This window comes from Brevibacillus parabrevis (genome assembly GCF_003710905.1).
Lineage (GTDB): Bacteria > Bacillota > Bacilli > Brevibacillales > Brevibacillaceae > Brevibacillus > Brevibacillus parabrevis.
The window spans coordinates 624,886-643,834 of sequence record NZ_RHHV01000012.1 but is presented as its reverse complement, the minus strand read 5'-3'; the positions used below and the strand labels follow the sequence as shown (position 1 = coordinate 643,834).

20 protein-coding genes are annotated in these 18,949 nt (G+C 51.7%); 7 read left to right on the top strand and 13 right to left on the bottom strand.

From position 1 onward, the window contains the following. The first annotated feature begins 6 nt into the window (after positions 1–6). Positions 7–1,491, top strand: coding sequence for an amino acid permease (locus tag EDM60_RS19140; protein WP_122965377.1), 1,485 nt, complete (start codon positions 7–9; stop codon positions 1,489–1,491). A gap of 66 nt (positions 1,492–1,557) precedes the next feature. Here the strand turns inward: EDM60_RS19140 and EDM60_RS28760 are convergent, their stop codons facing one another. The 3 genes from EDM60_RS28760 to EDM60_RS28755 all read right to left on the bottom strand — a co-directional run bounded on the left by EDM60_RS28760 (position 1,558) and on the right by EDM60_RS28755 (position 3,339). Beyond that, the gene (locus EDM60_RS28760) at positions 1,558–1,713 is read right to left on the bottom strand and encodes a hypothetical protein (RefSeq protein ID WP_167470338.1); all 156 of its coding nucleotides are present in this window, start codon (positions 1,711–1,713) and stop codon (positions 1,558–1,560) included. Positions 1,714–1,749: 36 nt separating this feature from the next. After that, positions 1,750–3,039, bottom strand: a complete 1,290-nt coding sequence (locus EDM60_RS19135; RefSeq protein WP_122965376.1) for a DEAD/DEAH box helicase — start codon at positions 3,037–3,039, stop codon at positions 1,750–1,752. A gap of 156 nt (positions 3,040–3,195) precedes the next feature. Continuing rightward, positions 3,196–3,339, bottom strand: coding sequence for a hypothetical protein (locus tag EDM60_RS28755; RefSeq protein WP_167470337.1), 144 nt, complete (start codon positions 3,337–3,339; stop codon positions 3,196–3,198). Positions 3,340–3,468: 129 nt separating this feature from the next. Between EDM60_RS28755 and EDM60_RS19130 the strand changes: the two genes are divergently transcribed. Both EDM60_RS19130 and EDM60_RS19125 read left to right on the top strand, forming a co-directional pair. Then, complete coding sequence (locus EDM60_RS19130; RefSeq protein WP_122965375.1) at positions 3,469–4,536, top strand: phosphodiester glycosidase family protein; 1,068 nt, start codon at positions 3,469–3,471, stop codon at positions 4,534–4,536. Between the two features lie 43 nt (positions 4,537–4,579). Beyond that, positions 4,580–5,089, top strand: a complete 510-nt coding sequence (locus EDM60_RS19125) for a DUF6886 family protein (RefSeq protein ID WP_122965374.1) — start codon at positions 4,580–4,582, stop codon at positions 5,087–5,089. A gap of 67 nt (positions 5,090–5,156) precedes the next feature. Here the strand turns inward: EDM60_RS19125 and EDM60_RS19120 are convergent, their stop codons facing one another. Together EDM60_RS19120 and EDM60_RS19115 are read right to left on the bottom strand one after the other, a co-directional pair. Next, on the bottom strand, positions 5,157–6,728 hold the full coding sequence (locus EDM60_RS19120; RefSeq protein WP_122965373.1) for an ABC-F family ATP-binding cassette domain-containing protein: 1,572 nt from the start codon (positions 6,726–6,728) through the stop codon (positions 5,157–5,159). Positions 6,729–6,761: 33 nt separating this feature from the next. Then, positions 6,762–7,619 (bottom strand): HEPN domain-containing protein, encoded by an 858-nt coding sequence (locus tag EDM60_RS19115; RefSeq protein WP_122965372.1) that lies wholly within the window; start codon positions 7,617–7,619, stop codon positions 6,762–6,764. 207 nt (positions 7,620–7,826) lie between these two features. Here EDM60_RS19115 and EDM60_RS19110 point away from each other — a divergent pair, with 207 nt between their 5' ends. Together EDM60_RS19110 and EDM60_RS19105 are read left to right on the top strand one after the other, a co-directional pair. Continuing rightward, the gene (locus EDM60_RS19110) at positions 7,827–7,976 is read left to right on the top strand and encodes a small acid-soluble spore protein P (protein ID WP_063228492.1); all 150 of its coding nucleotides are present in this window, start codon (positions 7,827–7,829) and stop codon (positions 7,974–7,976) included. Between the two features lie 154 nt (positions 7,977–8,130). Next, complete coding sequence (locus EDM60_RS19105; RefSeq protein ID WP_122965371.1) at positions 8,131–8,853, top strand: hypothetical protein; 723 nt, start codon at positions 8,131–8,133, stop codon at positions 8,851–8,853. Between the two features lie 21 nt (positions 8,854–8,874). On the opposite strand, the gene EDM60_RS19100 is transcribed toward EDM60_RS19105, so the two are convergent. The 5 genes from EDM60_RS19100 to pdhA all read right to left on the bottom strand — a co-directional run bounded on the left by EDM60_RS19100 (position 8,875) and on the right by pdhA (position 14,153). Then, on the bottom strand, positions 8,875–9,036 hold the full coding sequence (locus EDM60_RS19100) for an aspartyl-phosphate phosphatase Spo0E family protein (RefSeq protein ID WP_063228490.1): 162 nt from the start codon (positions 9,034–9,036) through the stop codon (positions 8,875–8,877). 131 nt (positions 9,037–9,167) lie between these two features. Next, complete coding sequence (lpdA, locus tag EDM60_RS19095; RefSeq protein ID WP_122965370.1) at positions 9,168–10,577, bottom strand: dihydrolipoyl dehydrogenase; 1,410 nt, start codon at positions 10,575–10,577, stop codon at positions 9,168–9,170. 6 nt (positions 10,578–10,583) lie between these two features. Beyond that, positions 10,584–11,981 (bottom strand): dihydrolipoamide acetyltransferase family protein, encoded by a 1,398-nt coding sequence (locus EDM60_RS19090; protein ID WP_122965369.1) that lies wholly within the window; start codon positions 11,979–11,981, stop codon positions 10,584–10,586. Positions 11,982–12,083: 102 nt separating this feature from the next. Continuing rightward, entirely contained in the window at positions 12,084–13,064 is a 981-nt protein-coding gene (locus EDM60_RS19085; RefSeq protein WP_122965368.1) for an alpha-ketoacid dehydrogenase subunit beta, read from the bottom strand. 3 nt (positions 13,065–13,067) lie between these two features. After that, entirely contained in the window at positions 13,068–14,153 is a 1,086-nt protein-coding gene (pdhA, locus tag EDM60_RS19080; RefSeq protein ID WP_122965367.1) for a pyruvate dehydrogenase (acetyl-transferring) E1 component subunit alpha, read from the bottom strand. A 325-nt stretch (positions 14,154–14,478) separates the two neighbouring features. Here pdhA and EDM60_RS19075 point away from each other — a divergent pair, with 325 nt between their 5' ends. After that, on the top strand, positions 14,479–15,213 hold the full coding sequence (locus EDM60_RS19075) for an alpha/beta hydrolase (RefSeq protein WP_122965366.1): 735 nt from the start codon (positions 14,479–14,481) through the stop codon (positions 15,211–15,213). A gap of 21 nt (positions 15,214–15,234) precedes the next feature. On the opposite strand, the gene EDM60_RS19070 is transcribed toward EDM60_RS19075, so the two are convergent. The 3 genes from EDM60_RS19070 to ltaE all read right to left on the bottom strand — a co-directional run bounded on the left by EDM60_RS19070 (position 15,235) and on the right by ltaE (position 18,499). Next, the gene (locus EDM60_RS19070; protein ID WP_063228484.1) at positions 15,235–15,429 is read right to left on the bottom strand and encodes a hypothetical protein; all 195 of its coding nucleotides are present in this window, start codon (positions 15,427–15,429) and stop codon (positions 15,235–15,237) included. 139 nt (positions 15,430–15,568) lie between these two features. After that, positions 15,569–17,212, bottom strand: a complete 1,644-nt coding sequence (locus tag EDM60_RS19065; protein WP_122965365.1) for a peptide ABC transporter substrate-binding protein — start codon at positions 17,210–17,212, stop codon at positions 15,569–15,571. Positions 17,213–17,461: 249 nt separating this feature from the next. After that, positions 17,462–18,499 (bottom strand): low-specificity L-threonine aldolase, encoded by a 1,038-nt coding sequence (gene ltaE / locus EDM60_RS19060; RefSeq protein WP_122965364.1) that lies wholly within the window; start codon positions 18,497–18,499, stop codon positions 17,462–17,464. 131 nt (positions 18,500–18,630) lie between these two features. Between ltaE and EDM60_RS19055 the strand changes: the two genes are divergently transcribed. Beyond that, positions 18,631–18,933 carry a HesB/IscA family protein gene (locus EDM60_RS19055; RefSeq protein ID WP_063228481.1) on the top strand — a complete coding sequence of 101 codons (303 nt, stop codon included), beginning with the start codon at positions 18,631–18,633 and terminating at the stop codon, positions 18,931–18,933. The last annotated feature ends 16 nt before the right edge of the window (positions 18,934–18,949 follow it).

Here is an 18,949-nt window from a genome sequence, read left to right as displayed (position 1 = left end):
TCAAGTTTGAATCATACTCCACTACCCACTAGAGAAAACAAACAGACGGGAAAAGAGCAGTATGAGTTGAAAAGAGGTTTGCGCGCAAGGCACATGTCGATGATTGCCATCGGCGGCTCGATCGGGACAGGCTTGTTTCTGGCGAGCGGCTCGACCATTCAATCCGCAGGGCCAGGGGGCGCGCTTGCCGCTTACGGTTTGATCTGTATCATGATTTACTTTTTGATGACGAGTTTGGGCGAGATGGCTACCTTCCTCCCCGTATCAGGCTCGTTCAGCTCGTACGCTTCCCGCTTTGTCGACCCGGCACTTGGCTTCGCCCTGGGCTGGAACTACTGGTACAACTGGGCCGTGACGATTGCGGTGGAGATTTCGGCTGCTGCCCTGATCATGAAGTTCTGGCTGCCGGAAAGCTCATCGCTGTTATGGAGCGGTCTGTTTCTCGCCTTGTTGTTCGTGTTGAATTTTCTCTCCGTCAAAGCATTCGGTGAAGGTGAATATTGGTTTGCACTCATCAAAGTCATTGCTATCATCTGTTTCATCGCGATCGGACTGATGATGATCGTCGGGATTATGGGCGGCGAAGCAGTCGGATTTAAAAACTTCACTGTCGGCGACGCTCCGTTCCACGGCGGGTTCATGGCGATGATCGGCGTGTTCATGGTGGCTGGATTTTCCTTTCAAGGTACGGAACTGGTCGGCGTAGCAGCAGGCGAGAGCGAAAATCCGCGAGTCAATGTGCCGCGGGCCATCAAGCAAGTTTTCTGGCGCATCCTTCTGTTCTACATTTTGTCCATCGCCGTCATTGGCCTTTTGATTCCGTATACAGATCCCAACCTGATGAGCGGTGATGTGGACAACATTTCTGTAAGCCCTTTCACTTTAGTTTACGAAAGAGCAGGACTGGCGTTTGCGGCATCGGTTATGAATGCAGTCATTCTCTCATCCGTTTTGTCTTGCGGAAACTCGGGCATGTACGCCTCCGCTCGCATGCTGTGGATTTTGGCAATGGAAGGCAAGGCACCGAAGTTTTTGAAAAAGATCAACTCGCGCGGCATTCCGACACGCGCTCTGTACGCGACGACAGCGGTAGGCATGCTCGCTTTTCTCGCTTCTTTGTTTGGCGACGGCGTCGTGTACATGTGGCTGCTTAATGCGAGCGGCATGTCCGGCTTTATTGCCTGGGTCGGCATCGCCATCTGTCATTACCGCTTCCGCAAAGCGTACCTTGCCCAAGGGCGCAGCCTCAGCGATTTAACTTACCGGGCCAAATGGTATCCGTTCGGACCTGTGTTCGCCTTCGTCCTTTGCTCCTTCATTATTATCGGGCAAAACTACAGCGCATTCACTGGCGACACCATCGACTGGAACGGCATTCTCGTCTCCTACATCGGCTTGCCCATGTTCATCCTGCTGTGGCTTGGCTACAAGTTCGTGAAAAAGACCAAAGTCATTCCGCTGCAACAATGTCAGCTTACAAAAGACGAGTAATCGATCAAAATAAGCAGGGCGCCGCATTGGTCGGCAGCCCTGCTCTTTTTTACTGTTACAGTGGGGTTACTCAGAAATTGGCTCCTGTTTGGCCGCTTCTATCTTTTCTTTCAGTTCGCCCGCTTCGCGGCGAAGCGTTTGCCGCTCTTGCTTGCCCAACACTTCTCCCCCAACCGCGCCATTCACCAGCAAGTCCTCTTCATACAAACGATCTTTGCGCATGGAACCCTCCTTAGAACAAGACGTGTGCTTCTTGTCCTACTTTGTTCCAAAGCCGCCCTTCTTATGTACGCGCTTTGCCGATGAAGACTCTTTGCCTGCATTCACTGGTGGTTTGCCGCCACCAGCTTTGCGGTCTTGCGGTTTTCCTTTTCCGGCTGGCTTGGCTGTTGGTTTGGCCGCTGGCTTTCGCTCCGGTCTTGGATCTTCCAAAGCGCCGTACGCCATCGTTTTTTCTGCAATCGCCAGTTCCGTCTGCTTGGCGAACTTTTGGATAATAAACCGCTCCTGCGGACTGAGAATCGAGAACACAAGTCCGGCACGGCCCATCCGTCCCGTCCGTCCGCTGCGGTGAATGTACGTATCCGCATCTGGGGCCGGATCGTAATGAACGATACACTCGACTTCCGGGATATCGATTCCGCGGGCCGAGACATCCGTCGTAATCAATACCGGGAACGCGCCGTCGCGGAATTTTTGCAGCGTACGCGCCCGCTCTTCCTTGGATGCATCGCGATGCAACAGGCGGCATTCCAAATGATGGTAGTTCAGTTTGGATACGATCTCATCCACTTTTTCGATCTGATTGACAAAAACGATCGAGGAGCGAACATTGACGAGCCGAAGCAACCGTCTGAGCGTGTCCACTTTTTTTCGCGGATCAGAGACGAGATACAGATGCGCGACTCCTGCTGCGCCTTCTGGTGCTTGCGCCCGGACAAGCGCAGCCTCTTTTGTGAACGCTTTGGCTGCCGCGACGATCTGGTCTGAAATCGTTGCGGAAAACAGCAGGCGCTGGGTGTCCCGCAATGTTTTTTTCATGACCTCCTGGACCGGCTTGCCAAAGCCTGCATCGAGCATTCTGTCGGCTTCATCGACGACGACAGTCTTTACTTCGTGCACCTTCAGTTTTCTTTGATCGATCAGCTCCAGCAGACGACCAGGCGTAGCGACGACGAGCACTGGCTTCTTCTTCAAGCGCTCCACCTGGCGCTTGACGTCCACCCCACCGATGATCGGCAAAACCGCATGATCGGCTCCCGGCAAAAGCTTTTCGGCTTCTTTGGCGATCTGCACGACCAGTTCGTGCGTCGGTGCCAGCACAAGAACCTGCACATCTTTTTTATCCATATCGATTTTCGTTAGCAGCGGCAGTAAGTAGGCAAACGTTTTGCCTGTTCCCGTAGGCGATTCGATCAAGGCGTCTCGTCCGGCTAATATCAATGGGATCGCTTCCACCTGCACGGGTGTCGGCGTCTCCATTTTTTGGTCGCGCAAAATCGCTACGAGCGGCGCGTTAATTTGTAAATCTGCAAACGTGGTGCTCACAAGAACCCTCCTGGCGTAAAAAAGTACATTGGGTAAGCTTACCACACTTTGCCCATGTATAACAGAGGGCCTGCGCTTGAATCGTTCCAGCGAAAGCCCGATTGCCCAGAGCGGAAAAAGGGCGAAATCCAAAGTGGACTCCGCCCGCCAGCCATTTTACCCGTTATTCGAATCGATTCGGGTCTCCTGCTTCTCGCCCTGGTCTTGGCGATCCCGACTGGTCGTCTGGTTTCGCGTCCCTTTCGGACTGTCCTGATACTCCTCTACTTCCTTTTGAAATGCTTCATCATAGCCGCGCACGGCCCTCACCTCCTGTCCCTATTTTTCCCCTGGTGATCGTTTATTATTTTCCTGAAACTTTTTACCCATTTATCCGTCCTTACCATATAGCAACAGTCAATTTTAACACCAGATGGATGTGGAGAAATCATGCAAACTTTATCACGTGCCCGCACACGCAAACGCGCAACTCGCAAAAGACCTTGGCGCTGGGTCAAGCGCCTGATGCTCGTGTCAGCTTTGACTTGCACGACGCTCGCTTTGTTAAGTATCATCTTTTTGTTTGGGACGAAAAACGGAGAAGAGCTGCGCGAGTGGGCGGCAGGCACCTTGCTGACCACGCAGCACGACTACTGGGCGCCGTATACATTTTTGCCGGAAGAAAAATTGAATGCATTAAAGCAGCAAATTCGCAATCCGGAAGTGATCAATTCAGAGCCTGACGGCACGACCAAGCCGGAAGAAACGCCTACCACAGAACAGCCTGTAACCGTCACGCTGCCGGAAAAGCCGAAAGAGTTGGTCGAAATCGAAGACATCGACGTGACCAAAGAGACGTACTATTTCAAAGGGAAAATCATGTACATCCACGACCCGAAACGGGTACAGCTCGTCGTAACAAACCGCAAAGACCGCGGCGATCTGCTCGACGAATTTGTCAAAAAAACCAATGCAATCGGCATCGTCAACGCAAGCGGCTTCTCCGATCCTGACGGCTACGGAAAAGGAGCCAAGGCGTACGGCGTGGTCATCCACGACGGGAAAATTTTGCAAGGCTATAATCCCAAAAGCGGCGAGACGGCCTTGGGCATCACTTACGAAGGCAAGCTGATTACAGGCAACTACACGGCCGAACAATTGGTCAACATGGGCGTTCGCGATGCGATGAGCTTCCGTCCGCAACTGATTGTAAACGGGAAAAACATGTTTAAAGACAAGCCGGCCAAAAGCTGGGGCATTCAGCCACGGACCGCGATCGGGCAAAAAGCGGACGGCACGATTGTATTCGTCGTCATCGACGGCCGCCAGCCGGGGCATTCCATCGGGGCGAGCATGAATGACCTGGCGGAACTGCTGGAAGAGCATGGGGTTGTAACTGCCATGGCGATGGACGGCGGCTCCAGCTCGATGATGCTCCATAACGGCGAAGCGATTACGAAAACATCGTGTCCATACTACCGGGGCCGATACCTTCCAAATGCCTGGGCAGTCATTTAGGTTGTCTTTCCTCCATTTTGCCTACGGAAAGGAATTTGCTTACATGCATACGGTGTTTCATTACAGTGAAGACTCTGCCATTGCCGATTTTCAGCCGCGGCTGCATCCCAGCCACCCAAGCCTGCCTCCCCTCGTCTGGGCGATTGACGCGGCTCGTGCACCGATGTATTACTTCCCGCGCGACTGTCCGCGCATTGCTTTTTATGCGAAGCCAGATTCGTCTTCGGCAGACAAGGAACGTTTTCTCGGGCTGACTAGCGCCAAAATGGTCATTGCGATCGAAAGCCGCTGGTATCCGATCCTTGCGCAGACGACGCTTTACCAGTACACGTTTGCGGCCGATTCCTTTTCGTGCCTCGACGAAGGGGCGGGCTACTTCGTCTCCAAAGAGCCTGTCCAACCGTTGCAAGTCACAGCCATATGCGATTTGCTCGCCTGTCTTGGCGAGGCGGGCATTGAGCTGCGAATCACACCGTCGCTGACGCCGCTCAAAGAAGCTCTGCTCGACAGCAGCCTGCACTTCTCGATGATTCGCATGCGCAACGCCCGCTGACGAAGCTCACGACTTTTCGGCCAAAAGAAAACAGGCAGTCCCACTGAATGGGCTGCCTGTTTTTTTATTACAGCTTGATTGGTGTTTTTGCCTGTTCCAGACTCCATTTCTCAACATCCCACGTCTGTGTCACCCAATCCTCGTAGAAGTCAGGTTCGTGGCATACGAGCAGGACAGTCCCTTTAAATTCTTTTAATGCACGCTTCAATTCTTCCTTCGCAACGACATCCAAGTGGTTGGTCGGCTCGTCAAATACAAGCCAGTTGCTTTCCCGTTGCAGAAGCTTACAGAGACGCACTTTTGCCTGCTCGCCCCCGGACAGTGCGTTCAGGTTGCGATTGATATGCTCGTTTTTCAAACCGCAGCGCGCCAAAGCTCCGCGCACTTCGTGGTTGTTCATGGCCGGAAACTCGTTCCAGACGTCATCCAGTGCCGTGATCGGCTTGGCTTTCACTTCTTGTTCGAAGTACGCAGGGTGCAGGAAGTCGCCCTGCTCCAGCTTGCCGCCAAGTGGCGGGATGATGCCGAGCAGCGTCTTCAACAGTGTCGATTTCCCCACACCGTTCATTCCGACAATCGCTACTTTTTCGCCGCGCTCCAGCTTCACGCTGAGTTTAGGCAGCAGCGGGTGCGAATAACCGATCTCCAGGTTCTCTGCCTCAATCACGAAGCGGCTGCTCGCGCGTGCTTCTTTGAAAATGAACGAAGGCTTCGCTGCCGTTTCTGGCTTGTCAAGGCGATCCATTTTATCCAGTTGCTTCTGACGGCTTTTCGCGCGCCCTGTAGTGGATGCACGCGCTTTGTTGCGGGCGATAAAGTCTTCCATGCGGGCGATTTCTTCCTGCTGCTTTTCAAAAGCGTCGAAGTGCTGGCTGCGCTTCATCTCGGACTGTGCAAGGAACGACTCGTAGTTGCCTGTATAGCGGTTCAGCTTGGTAAACTCCAGATGGTAGATCACGTTGACGACTTCGTTCATGAACGCGGTATCGTGGGAGATCAGCATGAACGCATACGGATATTCGCGCAAGTAGTTTTTCAGCCACACAATATGCTCTTCGTCCAAATAGTTCGTCGGCTCATCCAAAAGCAGAACAGTCGGCTGCTCCAGCAGCAATTTTGCCAGAAGAACCTTCGTCCGCTGACCCCCGGACAAGGAAGCAACGTCGCGCTCCAGACCGATAGCGCTCAAACCGAGAGCGTTCGCGATCTCATCGACTTTGGCATCGATCAAATAAAAACCGCTCGTCTCCAGCTTATCCTGAATTTCGCCCATGCGCTCCAGCAGCTCTTCCAGTTCCTCAGGCGTTGCTTCGGCCATTTTTTCCCCGATCGCCATCAGTTCCTGTTCTTGCTCCAAAAGGGGCAGGAACGCATCTTTCAGCACGTCACGGATGGTTTTGCCTGCTTGCAGCTTCGTGTGCTGATCGAGGTATCCGTATTGAATTTTCGGCATCCACTCGATACGGCCGTGATCTGCGATGTTTTGGCCCGTCAAAATGCCCATCATCGTGGACTTTCCTGTACCATTAGCTCCAACAAGTCCTACGCGGTCATTCGGCTGCAAACGGAACGACACGTCGCGGAACAAAATCCGATCCCCAAACCCATGGGACAAATCTTCTACAATCAAAACACTCATGCTTGCTTCTTCCTCCTGTTTCCTCTGTGAGGTCTACAAAATGATTCTTTCAAAATAAGCCGGCTCGTACCGTTCTTCATAGGTCTCGCCAGACAATATTAACTCATCCAAGCGCACGCGCATGTCTTGCAGATTGATGCCTTGCATAGCCGTATTCAAAATCGTCGCTCTCGCCATCAATCTGAGCGTATTCACTTCATCGGTCAGTTTATCGCCGAATACTTTTCCGCTGTGCGCGATCTCTGAACGATGATTGTACGATTTTTTGACGAATTGGGCAATCTTTTGCCGCTGGGCATACGAGTCTCCGAAGTAGTACGCCATCCGTATCCGCAGTTTGTAGGTGATTTCTCCCTTTTTACCGTCAGGGGCAAACAGCGATTCCAGCGCGATCCACAAATCGAGCAGCTGGTCTTCATTGCTTTTTTTCTCAAGAGACAGCACATAGCGGCGAAAAGCGAGGGATGGCAGCTGATGTTCCAAAATCCGCAGAAACGTGTTCTGCGTCGACTGGTCAAATGCCAGCTTGTTTCCGTCGATAGAGCGCTTCAAGTACGTGATCCCGCACATATTCCCGCTAACCGTCAGCACGTATGGAATGGAGCATGTCCCGTCAAACGCAGACAAGTTCAGCTTGTTCTCGATCTCTTCAATCCATGGGCGATCGTCCGTTACTTTCATCTCGGCATGCTCTGCAACCAAAAACAGACTGGTGCGACTCACGCGCTGATCAAAAATGCGCTTGTTCTCGTCCATTTCGTTGCGCAAATAGCGCGAGGCTATCTCGTACGGCCGCTCTGCTCCCGAGACCAAGTAGTACGAATTGGGCAGCTCGATCCGAATGGGCTGTTCTGTCGTCGAATTAAACACGGGTGCAATCAACAGTGGCATGAGCTGCTCCTTTCCGATCCATCAAAGCCTGGTTTTTTGTTTGCATAATAAACATGCTGTTATGCTTTCAGTATCGTGCTTTTTGGCTCTTTTGACAACCTATCCATTGCTACCAATCGCGGGCACGCTTCCTTATAGAATACCAGCATTTCCTATGGTTCGTCACCATCTGATTGATACAAACTACGGAAAGAAGGAGCTGATTTTATGGAAAAGGATCATATTTTGGATGAGAACCCTCATCAAACTTACAATAATGTCGCAAAACCGCAAGAACAGACTGGCGAGCCTCTTTCCGGCTCCAAAAAAGTAAAACAAAAAAACCATTCTCGTTCCATCAAGACCAGGGAAGGCTAAAAGCGATTTTCCCTATGCAAGAACGGCATTGTGCAGAAGCCCGGACGGTTTAGACCGTGCGGGTTTTCCTTTTTCTTACAATAAAAAAGATTGAATTGTCCCACAGGGATGATCTATGATGGATGCAGTATCCATGATGGAGGTTTAGCCCACTATGATCACTATTCCACTTCCGGGCAACAGCCCGCTTTCGAACGCGATCAGCTACAGTGTTTCTCCCTTGTACGAGCTGGCTGCCAGCCTGCATACCCTTGCCCAGCCAACTCCTCCTGAGCGCTTCATTTCATGGTCGGAAGACAAGCTTGAACAATTTGAATCTGTTCGTCTGAAAAGAGAATGGGACTATCTGCTGCCGCTGTTTCGTTACGGCATCCCCGATTCGTTCGATCCTGTACATACCAAAGGGGTCATGGCTGTCGACGATCAGTACGAATACTTCGTCACCCTGCCAACCGAAGAGTTTGTGCGAAGCGTGAGCCCGATGCTGGACCGATGGCTAGAGCAGCACAGCATCCCACAAGTGCTTCTCGATATACGGGAAGACTCCGATTATGTAAAAGGCCGCTTCAGCCTGTTTGTATCGTCTTATTGGCAAATGGTTTTCGAGGAGAACTGGGAGATCATCGCCCCGCAGTTTGTAAAAGAAGCTGAGCGCATCTACTATGCCGTGCAAGATATTCCTGCCATGCTTGCCTACTTGCACACCATTTCCCCTGCGTTCGTTTTTGATGAAGCGGCTCGTCATTTGACGCACCCGAGTGATGAGCCAAACCATGACGCGCAGCAGCTTATTTTGTACCCCAGCTATTATTATGCCCAAGAGCCTTGTTTACGAAAAATGGGGTCTAACGCCCACCTGCTGTATTCCTTCTCCTAATTTTGCCCACTAAAAACGCCCTTACGAAGGGCGTTTTTCATGCAACATATGCGCGACGATCAGCTTATCCAACTGCTGACTTATTTTTACGATCTCGGGGTCAAGAAAATTGTAGCCTGCTTCTTTGGCTGCGCGTTCCAGCTTTTGGCGCAAGTCATCAATCATCTTATTTGTAATCTCCATGCTGCCAAGCCTCCACCCACGTCAGTCTCCCACTATTTTACATTATATAAGTACAGGTGGAAAGGGTAAGATGTGGAAGAAAAAAGCCCTGTAACCGTAAAGGTACAAGGCTTTTTTCGTAAAAGCTGCTGTTATTTCATCACGTGAATCGGACGACCCAGTGCCAGTTCAGCCGCTTCCATCGTCACTTCCCCAAGAGTCGGGTGAGCGTGGATGGTCAATTCGATATCTTCAAGGGTTGCGCCCATTTCAATCGCCAGTCCCACTTCTGCAATGATGTTCGAAGCTTCTGGACCAACGATTTGCGCACCGAGGACGAGATTCGTTTCTTTTTCGGCAATCAACTTCACGTAGCCCTCACCTGCATTGACAGAGAGCGCACGGCCGTTTGCTGCGAATGGGAAGCGTCCCACCACATAATCGATGCCTTGTTCTTTTGCTTCTCTTTCGTTGATACCGACGCTTGCGATTTCCGGATCGCAGAAAACAACTGCCGGGATCGCTTTGTAGTCGACTTCAGCCGGATGTCCTGCAATCGCTTCAGCGGCCACTTTTCCTTCGTAGGAAGCTTTGTGCGCCAAAGCTGGTCCTGCCACGATATCCCCGATCGCATACACGTTAGGAATGTTCGTACGGCCTTGCTTGTCGACGACGATCAGGCCGCGATCAGTCAGGTTCATGCCGATATCGCGAACGCCAAGCTCATCCGTGTTCGGACGGCGCCCAACTGTAACGAGGACGTATTCCGCCTCGATTTGCTGCGCTTCGCCTTTTACTTCTGCCTTGACAATTACACCGTTCTCGGTTTCTTCCATTCCTTGCGCCAGCGCTTTGGTATGGATGGTCACGCCCAGCTTTTTCAGCTTGCGCTCAACGAGACGAGGCATATCTGGCTCGAAGCCAGGCAAAATTTGATCGGAGCCTTCCAGAATGGTTACTTTGGTGCCGAATTTCGCGAATACGGTACCCAGCTCGATGCCGATGTATCCGCCGCCGATTACAACCATGCTCTTAGGCAGTTCGGTCAAAGCCAATGCTTCTGTCGAGGACAGAACGCGTTTGCCGAACGGGAAAGCAGGGAGTTCGATCGGACGAGATCCTGTCGCGATGATGCAATGCTGGAAGCGATAGCGGTTCACGTCATAGCCGTGGAAGACGCGCACTTCGTTTTCGCTGACAAACAGTGCTTCACCTGGAATCACCTGGATTTTGTTGCCTTTGAACAAGGAGCTTACGCCACCTGTCAATTGCTTCACAATCCCGCTTTTCCACTCTTGAACCTTGGCAAAATCCACTTTGACGTTTTCCATGGTGATTCCCATGGATTCGGTATGTTGAGCGTGCTCATACGTATGTGCAGCATGGATCATCGCTTTGGAAGGAATGCAACCTACGTTCAGGCACACGCCGCCGACTTCCGCTTTTTCTACTACTGCTACGGTTTTTCCCATTTGCGCGGCGCGAATCGCTGCCACGTATCCGCCTGGGCCCGCACCGATGACGAGCACGTCTACTTCTGTCGTAAATTCACCTACTACCATTGTCTCTTATCCCTCCATGACGAGCAGCGTTGGGTTTTCCAGAAGCTGCTTCACGTAGTTGACGAAACGTTGTGCAGGTTCTCCATCAACCAAGCGGTGGTCAAAGCTCAAGGACAGGTGCAGCATTTGGCCAACCACGATTTCGCCGTTTTTCACCACTGGTTTTTCGCTGATACGACCTACGCCCAGGATCGCAACCTCAGGGTAGTTGATGATCGGCGTGAAGAACATGCCGCCAGCAGAGCCGATGTTGGTGATGCTGAAAGTCGAACCTTTCAGCTCGTCAGCACTCGCTTTGCGATCGCGAGATTTTTTCGCCAGCTCGCTGATTTCGCCCGCGATGTGGAAGATCGACTTGCTGTCAGCCGCTTTGACAACCGGTACGAGCAAACCGTCTTCTGTCGAAGTCGCGATGCCGATGTTGTAGTATTTTTTGTAGATGATTTCTTGTTTTTCTTCGTCGATAGAAGCATTCAGTTCTGGGAACTTTTTCAGACCAGCAACGACTGCTTTGACGATCATTGGCAAGTAAGTCAGCTTCACGCCGCGCTCTTCTGCGAGTGGTTTCGCGTCTTTGCGCATCGCTACCAGCGCCGTTACGTCCACTTCGTCGAAAATAGTAACGTGTGGTGCTGTGTAAGCGGATTTGACCATTGCTTTGGCGATCGCTTTGCGGATTCCTTTCAAAGGAACGCGCTCTTCCAGCTCGCCTGCTTGCGCACTGTAGTGAACAGTTGGCGCAGAAGCAGCTTGTGCTACGCCTGTTGGAGCCGTAGCTGCCGGTGCTTCTGTTGCTGCTGGAGCAGCCGTTTCCACTGCTTGTGCAGAAGGAGCGACAGCGCCACCCGATACGAAGCGATCTACGTCTTCGCGAGTGATGCGACCCAGCTTGCCAGTTCCAGGAACCAGTGTCAGCTGAACGCCTTTTTCACGCGCATATTTACGCACGGAAGGAGTAGCCAATACGTGTTTGCGATCGATTGGAGCCGCTACTGCTGTCGCAGTTGCTTGCGCCATTGGTGTTTCCAGCGCTTGGTTCGCATTCGCGCTCACTTGGGAACCGATATCGCAACCTGGCTCCATTTTGTCAGCAGCAGGTGCTGGCGCCGCTTCAGCAGCAGGTGCGCTGCCATGACCGTGGTCTGGCAGGTTTGGAATTTCGCCCTCAACCTCGAACTCGATCAAAGGATCGCCGACAACAGAAACCGTTCCTTCTGTTACTTTCAGCTCGATAACTTTTCCTTTTACAGGCGATGGCACTTCTACTACCGCCTTGTCATTTTGCACTTCCATAATGACTTGGTCTTCTTCTACGGAATCTCCGGGCTGAACGTGCCATTTGACGATTTCGCCTTCATGGATACCCTCACCGAGCTCCGGGAGTCTGAATGTAAAACGACTCACAGTATCTCCTCCTTAGTAAACACTACGCCGTATTCACAGCCTGTAAATTTCGGAAAGAAGGCGGAAAGCTTTCAACTTTTCCGCCATTATGTCTGTTACCGATTAAAAATCGAGCACTTGAGTCAATCCGTCTACCACGCGTTTCACGTCAGGCAACCAGATGTCTTCTGCTTGTGCAAACGGATAAACGGTATCCGGTGCCGTGATACGCAGCACTGGTGCTTCGAGGTGGAGAATAGCGCGCTCGTTGATTTGCGTAATGATTTCCGCAGCAACGCCGGAAGTTTTTTGCGCTTCCTGCACGACGATCGCACGGTTTGTTTTCTTCACGGATGCTACGATGGTGTCGATATCGAGCGGGCTGATGGTGCGCAGGTCGATGACTTCCACTTTGGCGCCACGAGCTTTTTCGATTTCTTCAGCCGCTTTCAGGCTGGTATGCACCATAGCACCATAGGTGATGATGGTAACATCGCTGCCTTCTTTTACTACGTTCGCTTTTCCGAGCGGAATGGTGTACTCGCCCTCTGGTACTTCTTGACGGAAAGAGCGATACAGCTTCATGTGCTCCAGGAACACAACCGGATCGTTGTCGCGAATCGCCGAGATCAACAGACCTTTTGCATCGTAAGGGTTGGAAGGGATAACCACTTTCAGACCCGGCGTTTGCATCATCAAGCCTTCCAGAGAGTCCGCATGCAGCTCAGGAGTTTTCACGCCGCCACCGAATGGGGAACGGAAAGTTACTGGGCTGCTAAAACGACCGCCGGAACGGTAACGCATACGAGTCGCTTGGGAAGCGATCGCATCGAACGTTTCAAATACGAAGCCAAAGAACTGGATTTCCGCTACAGGGCGGAAGCCGTTAATGGACAAGCCTACTGCCAGTCCACCAATTCCGGACTCAGCGAGCGGCGTATCGAATACGCGCTGCTCGCCAAATTCAGCTTGCAAACCTTCTGTCGCACGGAATACCCCGCCGTTTTTCCCTACGTCTTCCCCGAAGACAAGTACGGTTTCATCGCGCTTCAATTCTACGCGCATTGCATCCGTAATGGCTTGAACCATTGTCATTTGTGCCATGGCTTATTTCGACTCCTTCGCCAGGAATTCTGCCTTTTGCTCTTCGAGTGCAGGCGGCAGTGTCTCAAACATTACATCGATCAGTTCAGTCACTTTCATTTTCGGAGTTTCGTCCGCTTTTTTGATTGCGTCTGCAACTGCTGCTTTCGCTTCTTCAATGACAGCTTCTTCGTCTTTTTCGCTCCAAAGACCTTTGCTCTCCAGGAATTTGCGGAAGCGGATCAATGGGTCGCGCAGTTCCCACTCGCTTTGCTCTTCACCAGTACGGTAGCGAGTTGGGTCGTCACCAGCCATGGTGTGCGGACCATAACGGTATGTCAGCGCCTCGATCAAAGTCGCGCCTTCGCCGTTAACACCGCGCTCTTTCGCTTTTTGAACTGCGTAGTAAACAGCGAGGATGTCCATGCCGTCGATACGCTCGCTTGCGATACCGGCAGAAACTGCCTTGACTGCGATATTTTCAGAAGCCGTTTGTTTTTCGAACGGCAGGGAGATCGCATAACCGTTGTTTTGCGAGAAGAAGATCACAGGCAGTTTGTAAACACCTGCGTAGTTCATACCTTCGTAGAAATCACCTTGGGAGGTTGCCCCGTCACCAAAGTAGTTGATCGCAACGCGCTTTTCGCCGCGCAGCTTGTAGCCCATTGCCACACCTGTCGCTTGTGTACATTGTGCTGCGATGATGATTTGTGGCATCAAAACGTTTACGCCTTCAGGGATTCGTCCACCCTCGATGTGTCCACGGGAGTAGAGGAACGCTTTGTGCATAGGGAAACCGTGCCAGACCATTTGCGGAATGTCGCGGTAGCTTGGCAGGATGAAGTCTTCTTTGGACAGAGCCGCCTCGGAACCGATCATGCTTGCTTCTTGACCAGCTACAGGCGCGTAAAAGCCCAGACGACCTTGGCGGTTCAAGCTGATAGCGCGTTGGTCCCACACACGGGTAAAGACCATTTTACGCATCAGTTCACGCAGTTCATCATCGGAGAGCTTAGGCATCAAGTCAGGACGAACAACCGTACCGTCCGGAGCAAGAATTTGCAGCGGGGCGTTGTTCTCTGTTTGTTCAACAGCAGTGGTTACGCTCATCACATTCACCTCGTCACTAGAATAAGGGGCTTCCTTGCTTGCTTCGCCATGTCCCACGCAACTGAGCCAGTGCTCAATCGACAAGGAAGACGAAACGTGTCGGAAGTGTCCCCTGATAAAAAGCAGAAGAAAGTTTGTGTGTGCAAGAAAGGGCTTACAGCGCCGTCCGCACAACCCTGTTATATTGCAGACAAAATGTCTGTTTAACGTGTTATAGTATTGATATTACAGGGTTTATTTCCTCTCTGTTATCATTTACTATATAAGCTGTATCAGTTTTTTTCAAGGCTTAGTTTTACATTTGAGCAAACAGGAGTGTAAATCGATGTCTGATTATGTAAAACGAACAATCATAAAAGAAGAAGTCCCAAGCGTCCACGTAGACACTCCCCGCTCGGTCAAAGTGTACCTCCCGCCGGGCTATAATGAACTGCTTTCTTACCCTGTCGTCTATTGTCAGGACGGCAACGATTTCTTTACGATGGGGCGGATTGCCACCATCGCCAACCAGTTGATTCTCGAAGAAGGCATCGAACCGTTCCTCGTCGTCGGCGTCTCGGTGGATCGCAGCAAACGGACGAGTGAATATTCGCCTGTAGGCGCAAAAAATGCAGCGTACAAACGCTTTTTTTGCGAGGAGCTGCTGCCGTACATCGAGGAGCGCTATCCCGTAAGACGCGACAAAGCTTCCCGCGTGCTCGCGGGCGATTCGCTCGGAGGAACGGTTTCCTTGCACCTCGCACTGGACCACCCCGAACTGTTTTCCCAGGTGCTTGCCCTGTCAGGAGCCTTTTTCCAGCCGACACAAGCGGCCATCCAAAACAGCGGAGACCTTTCCTGGCTGCGGCTCTGGATGGTGGTGGGACTGGATGAAACCGCTGTAGAAACCCATATCGGAACGTTCGACTTCGTTCAATGGAACCGGGAAGCAAAAACACTGCTCACTGACCGCAACGCCAGCCTGTCCTATTCGGAAAAACCGGGCAACCACGTCTGGGGCTTGTGGCAAAAAGAACTCCCCGATGCTTTGCGTCACTTTTTTCCGCCGCCGTTGATTTAAGCGGACACGCACATCCGCTGTTTAGAGTGAACCGTTGATTTCCTTGATGTCTTCATATCCGTAGTAACGGCCATCTACCATGAAAATCCCTTGGTGGGTGGCTTTTTCAATCTCCCCTGCCACTTGGCGGGCATCCTGGAGCACAATGTTGACAATCTTGCTCTCATCGCGTTTCATCTGGTTCTGCAGTCTCTCACGCTCTTTGGCCGATATCATGTCTATCCCTCATTTCCTTCCATAGTCAATGGCTATAGTATTTCTTTGGGTGTGCGGAATTACACGCGCTGAACAGAGAAAACCCCCTTCATGCCGCCGGTCTGATCGTTGGCACAAAGGGGGTTCCTACCTTTTTCGTTTACTTTTCTACGGTAGTGTATTTAAAGTCTCTGCCGCCGAACGGATTCAGAAGCAGACCTTTGACCTTGTCGTTTTGAATGTACGGGCGCACGCCATAGTAAATCGGGGCAATCGGCATCTCGTCCATCAAAATTTGCTCGGCTTGCTGCATGATCGCATTGCGCTTCGCTGTATCCAGTTCCAGATAGCTGTCCACGATCAGTTTGCGGTACTGTTCATTTTCCCAGGCGGCGTCATTCGTTCCGACTGTCTTGTCTTTGAAAATCTCCAGGAAGTTGATCGGGTCGTTGAAGTCCGCTCCCCAGTTCCGATAGGCAAACTGATAATTTTTGGAGCGCTTGTTTTGCAGGAACACCTTTTCTTCCAACCCGCTGATCTTCACCTCTACGCCGAGGTTTTTCTTCCACTGATCCTGAAGCGCTTCCGCCAGTTTCTTTTGCCTGTCATCCCCTGTTCCATAGGAGAAAGTAAATTCCGGCATCGTTGTCAAACCGAGCTCTTTCAAACCTTCCGCCAAAAGCTGTTTGGCTTTCGCCGAATCTTCTTGGAAATAATCATTGCCGCTGAGCTTCATCGACGGCGGAACCCAGGCATACGCAGCGGGCACACCCGGCATGACGATGCCGTCCACCAGCGGCTGACGCTCAATCGCATACGAGAACGCTTGACGAACTTTTTTGTTCGTAAAAGGTGGCTTTGTAGTGTTGAATGTCACGGCTACCGTGTTCGGATACGGATCGAGGACAATTTTGCCTTCGTCATGCAAGCTTTGCAGCAAATCTACAGGGAGCGTATACGTCGGATGGCCTCCCCAATCCAGATCGCCCGAATCGAACAGAGCTTGCGCTGTATTGGTATCGGTAATCATGCTCCAGACGATCTTGTCCAGCTTCACTGCACCTTTGTCGTGATAGTTGTCGTTTTTGACCAGAACCAGCTTGTTTTTGTGTTCCCACGTTTCCATTTTAAACGGCCCGTTTCCGATGTAATTTTCCGGAGATGCCGCCCAGGCCGGGTTAGTTTCCACTGTTTTTTTGTGCAGCGGGAACAGCGTCGGGAAAGCTGTCAGCTCGTAAAAGAACGGCGCTGGCGAGTTCAGCTTGACTTCCAGGGTATGATCGTCGATCGCTTTCACCCCGACATCATCCTTGCTGCCTTTGCCTGTATTAAATTCTTCCGCTCCTTTGATGAAATAAAGCATGTAGGCGTATTCCGATCCTGTTTGCGGGTCGAGATTGCGTTTCCAGGCAAACTCAAAATCGTGTGCCGTTACCGGATCTCCATTCGACCAAAGCGCGTCTTTTTTCAGTTGGAACGTATACGTCAGCATATCTGGCGAAACCGAATACGTTTCAGCCATCGCGCCCGCAATTTTCCCGTCCGTCCCATAGCGTGTCAGACCCTCAAAACAGGCCGTAATGACGTCAAAAGAAGTTCCATCTGAAGCAAGTCCCGGGTCGGCCGTAGGCGGTTCTCCCCCATCTGCGTTCCAGTTCAGGACCATTTCTTTCGCTTTGGCTGTGTCTGTTTTGGGTGCTTCGGTTCCCTTGTTGTCTGTAGCTGTTGGCTGCGCTGTGCTACATCCAGTTACTAATTGAAAAATCAGAAAACTAGCCAAAAGTGCGCCCATTCGCTTTTTCAAATCTGGCATCCCCCTCGTCTGTATCGAGTTCGCGATGATGACTGAAAGATAGGCTCCAACTCATCATTATGCTATCGCATTACAGTGAGAAAGGAACTGGACGACTTGGTTAAAAATATTCTCTTTATTCCGAAAATTTTTGTACAATTTGTCGAAAGTCGGCTGCAAGTGAACGGTGCAATCAGACAAAGCCAATCCGCTCCCCGATTCAAGCAGACTGGCTTTGTCCATGATTGGTGCCCGCAACAGTTATCCCGAAACCTTCGCCGTGCCAATGAGCTCTTCCACGATTTCCAGCACCCTGTTTGCTTGCTGCTCATCAATGTGGCGATGAGTGGTAAAGCGGATCACGTATTCATCGAAATCGACTGCCAAGACTCCTTTGTCTGCAAGACGCTGCAAAAAGGCAACTGCCGTCTCCCGGATCGAATCCGTCTTCACCAGCACGATGTTCGTCTCGACAGGCTCCACTTCGAGCGACAGCTTGCGGAACCCTTCAGCCAGCTGCTGCGCACGCGCGTGGTCTTCCGTCAACCGCTCCGTCATCTGTGTCAAAGCCACGATTCCCGGCGCTGCCAAATACCCTGCCTGGCGCAAGCCTCCGCCGAGTTTTTTTCTCCACCATCTCGCTTCTTCGATAAAGGCCCGATCCCCTGCCAAAAGAGAGCCTACAGGCGCGCTCAAGCCTTTGGACAGACAGACTTGGACGGTATCGGTGTGCTGGCTAAGCGCAGACACAGGCACGCCCAGAGCTGCCGCCGCATTGAACAGTCGTGCGCCATCCAAGTGAACGGGGATGTTGTGCTTTTGCGCTACCTCATGCACGCCCTTCATTTGCTCGATCGTAACGACCGCGCCGCCCGCCCGGTTATGTGTATTTTCGATACAAACCAGCTTCGTGCGCGGAAAATGAATGTTGTTGCCGCGAATCGCCTTTTCCACATCTACTGGACGCAGGGCGCCCCGTTCTCCCGCCAGCGTCCGTGTCTGCACACCAGCCAAAGCCGACATCGCGCCGCCTTCGTAATAAAAAATATGAGAATCCGCTTCCGCAATGACCTCATCGCCGTTCACACAGTGCGTCAACACGGCAATCTGATTGCCTTGCGTGCCGCTTGTGACAAACAAAGCCGCTTCTTTCCCCAGCAGCTCGGCTGCAATCTGTTCGAGTCGGTTAACGGTCGGGTCTTCCCGGTAAACGTCATCGCCCACCTCGGCATCTGCCATGGCCCGAAGCATCGCCTCAGTCGGTTTTGTGACGGTATCGCTGCGCAAATCAATCTTCATGAAAGCGTCCCCTTTTCGCAAGTTTGTCTAGCAACTCTATCACCCAGAACACTTTCCACATTGCATCTGCATTTCCCTCTTTGCTAAGATGGAGAAGAAACTCACATACATACAGTTAGGAGACTTGACCTATGAAGGTAAAGATTACCAAAAATGCAGCGAAGCAGCTCGGCACAATCATGGAACAAGAAGCAGACAAAGACCTGAAGCTGCGTGCCTATATCACTCACGCGCACGGTGACCATGCGCACTACGGTCTTGCTCTGGACAAGCCAACCGAAGAGGATGTAGTTGTTTCCACCGACAAGGAAATTGACGTCATCGTGAAAAAAGACGAGCCATTGCTCGATGGCATCATCATCGACTACTTGTTCCTGCCACAGGAAGGCTTCGTCATCACCAATCCGTCCAAAGGAAATACAGGCGACCATTAATCGGTTCAGCCAGCAA

Coding starts and splice junctions, on each gene's coding strand:
- EDM60_RS28760 (WP_167470338.1), bottom strand. CDS start 1,713: ATGCGCAAAGATCGTTTGTATGAAGAGGACTTGCTGGTGAATGGCGCG.
- EDM60_RS19130 (WP_122965375.1), top strand. CDS start 3,469: ATGCAAACTTTATCACGTGCCCGCACACGCAAACGCGCAACTCGCAAA.
- EDM60_RS19125 (WP_122965374.1), top strand. CDS start 4,580: ATGCATACGGTGTTTCATTACAGTGAAGACTCTGCCATTGCCGATTTT.
- EDM60_RS19120 (WP_122965373.1), bottom strand. CDS start 6,728: ATGAGTGTTTTGATTGTAGAAGATTTGTCCCATGGGTTTGGGGATCGG.
- EDM60_RS19115 (WP_122965372.1), bottom strand. CDS start 7,619: ATGCCACTGTTGATTGCACCCGTGTTTAATTCGACGACAGAACAGCCC.
- EDM60_RS19110 (WP_063228492.1), top strand. CDS start 7,827: ATGGAAAAGGATCATATTTTGGATGAGAACCCTCATCAAACTTACAAT.
- EDM60_RS19105 (WP_122965371.1), top strand. CDS start 8,131: ATGATCACTATTCCACTTCCGGGCAACAGCCCGCTTTCGAACGCGATC.
- EDM60_RS19100 (WP_063228490.1), bottom strand. CDS start 9,036: ATGGAGATTACAAATAAGATGATTGATGACTTGCGCCAAAAGCTGGAA.
- lpdA (WP_122965370.1), bottom strand. CDS start 10,577: ATGGTAGTAGGTGAATTTACGACAGAAGTAGACGTGCTCGTCATCGGT.
- EDM60_RS19085 (WP_122965368.1), bottom strand. CDS start 13,064: ATGGCACAAATGACAATGGTTCAAGCCATTACGGATGCAATGCGCGTA.
- pdhA (WP_122965367.1), bottom strand. CDS start 14,153: ATGAGCGTAACCACTGCTGTTGAACAAACAGAGAACAACGCCCCGCTG.
- EDM60_RS19075 (WP_122965366.1), top strand. CDS start 14,479: ATGTCTGATTATGTAAAACGAACAATCATAAAAGAAGAAGTCCCAAGC.
- EDM60_RS19070 (WP_063228484.1), bottom strand. CDS start 15,429: ATGATATCGGCCAAAGAGCGTGAGAGACTGCAGAACCAGATGAAACGC.
- ltaE (WP_122965364.1), bottom strand. CDS start 18,499: ATGAAGATTGATTTGCGCAGCGATACCGTCACAAAACCGACTGAGGCG.
- EDM60_RS19055 (WP_063228481.1), top strand. CDS start 18,631: ATGAAGGTAAAGATTACCAAAAATGCAGCGAAGCAGCTCGGCACAATC.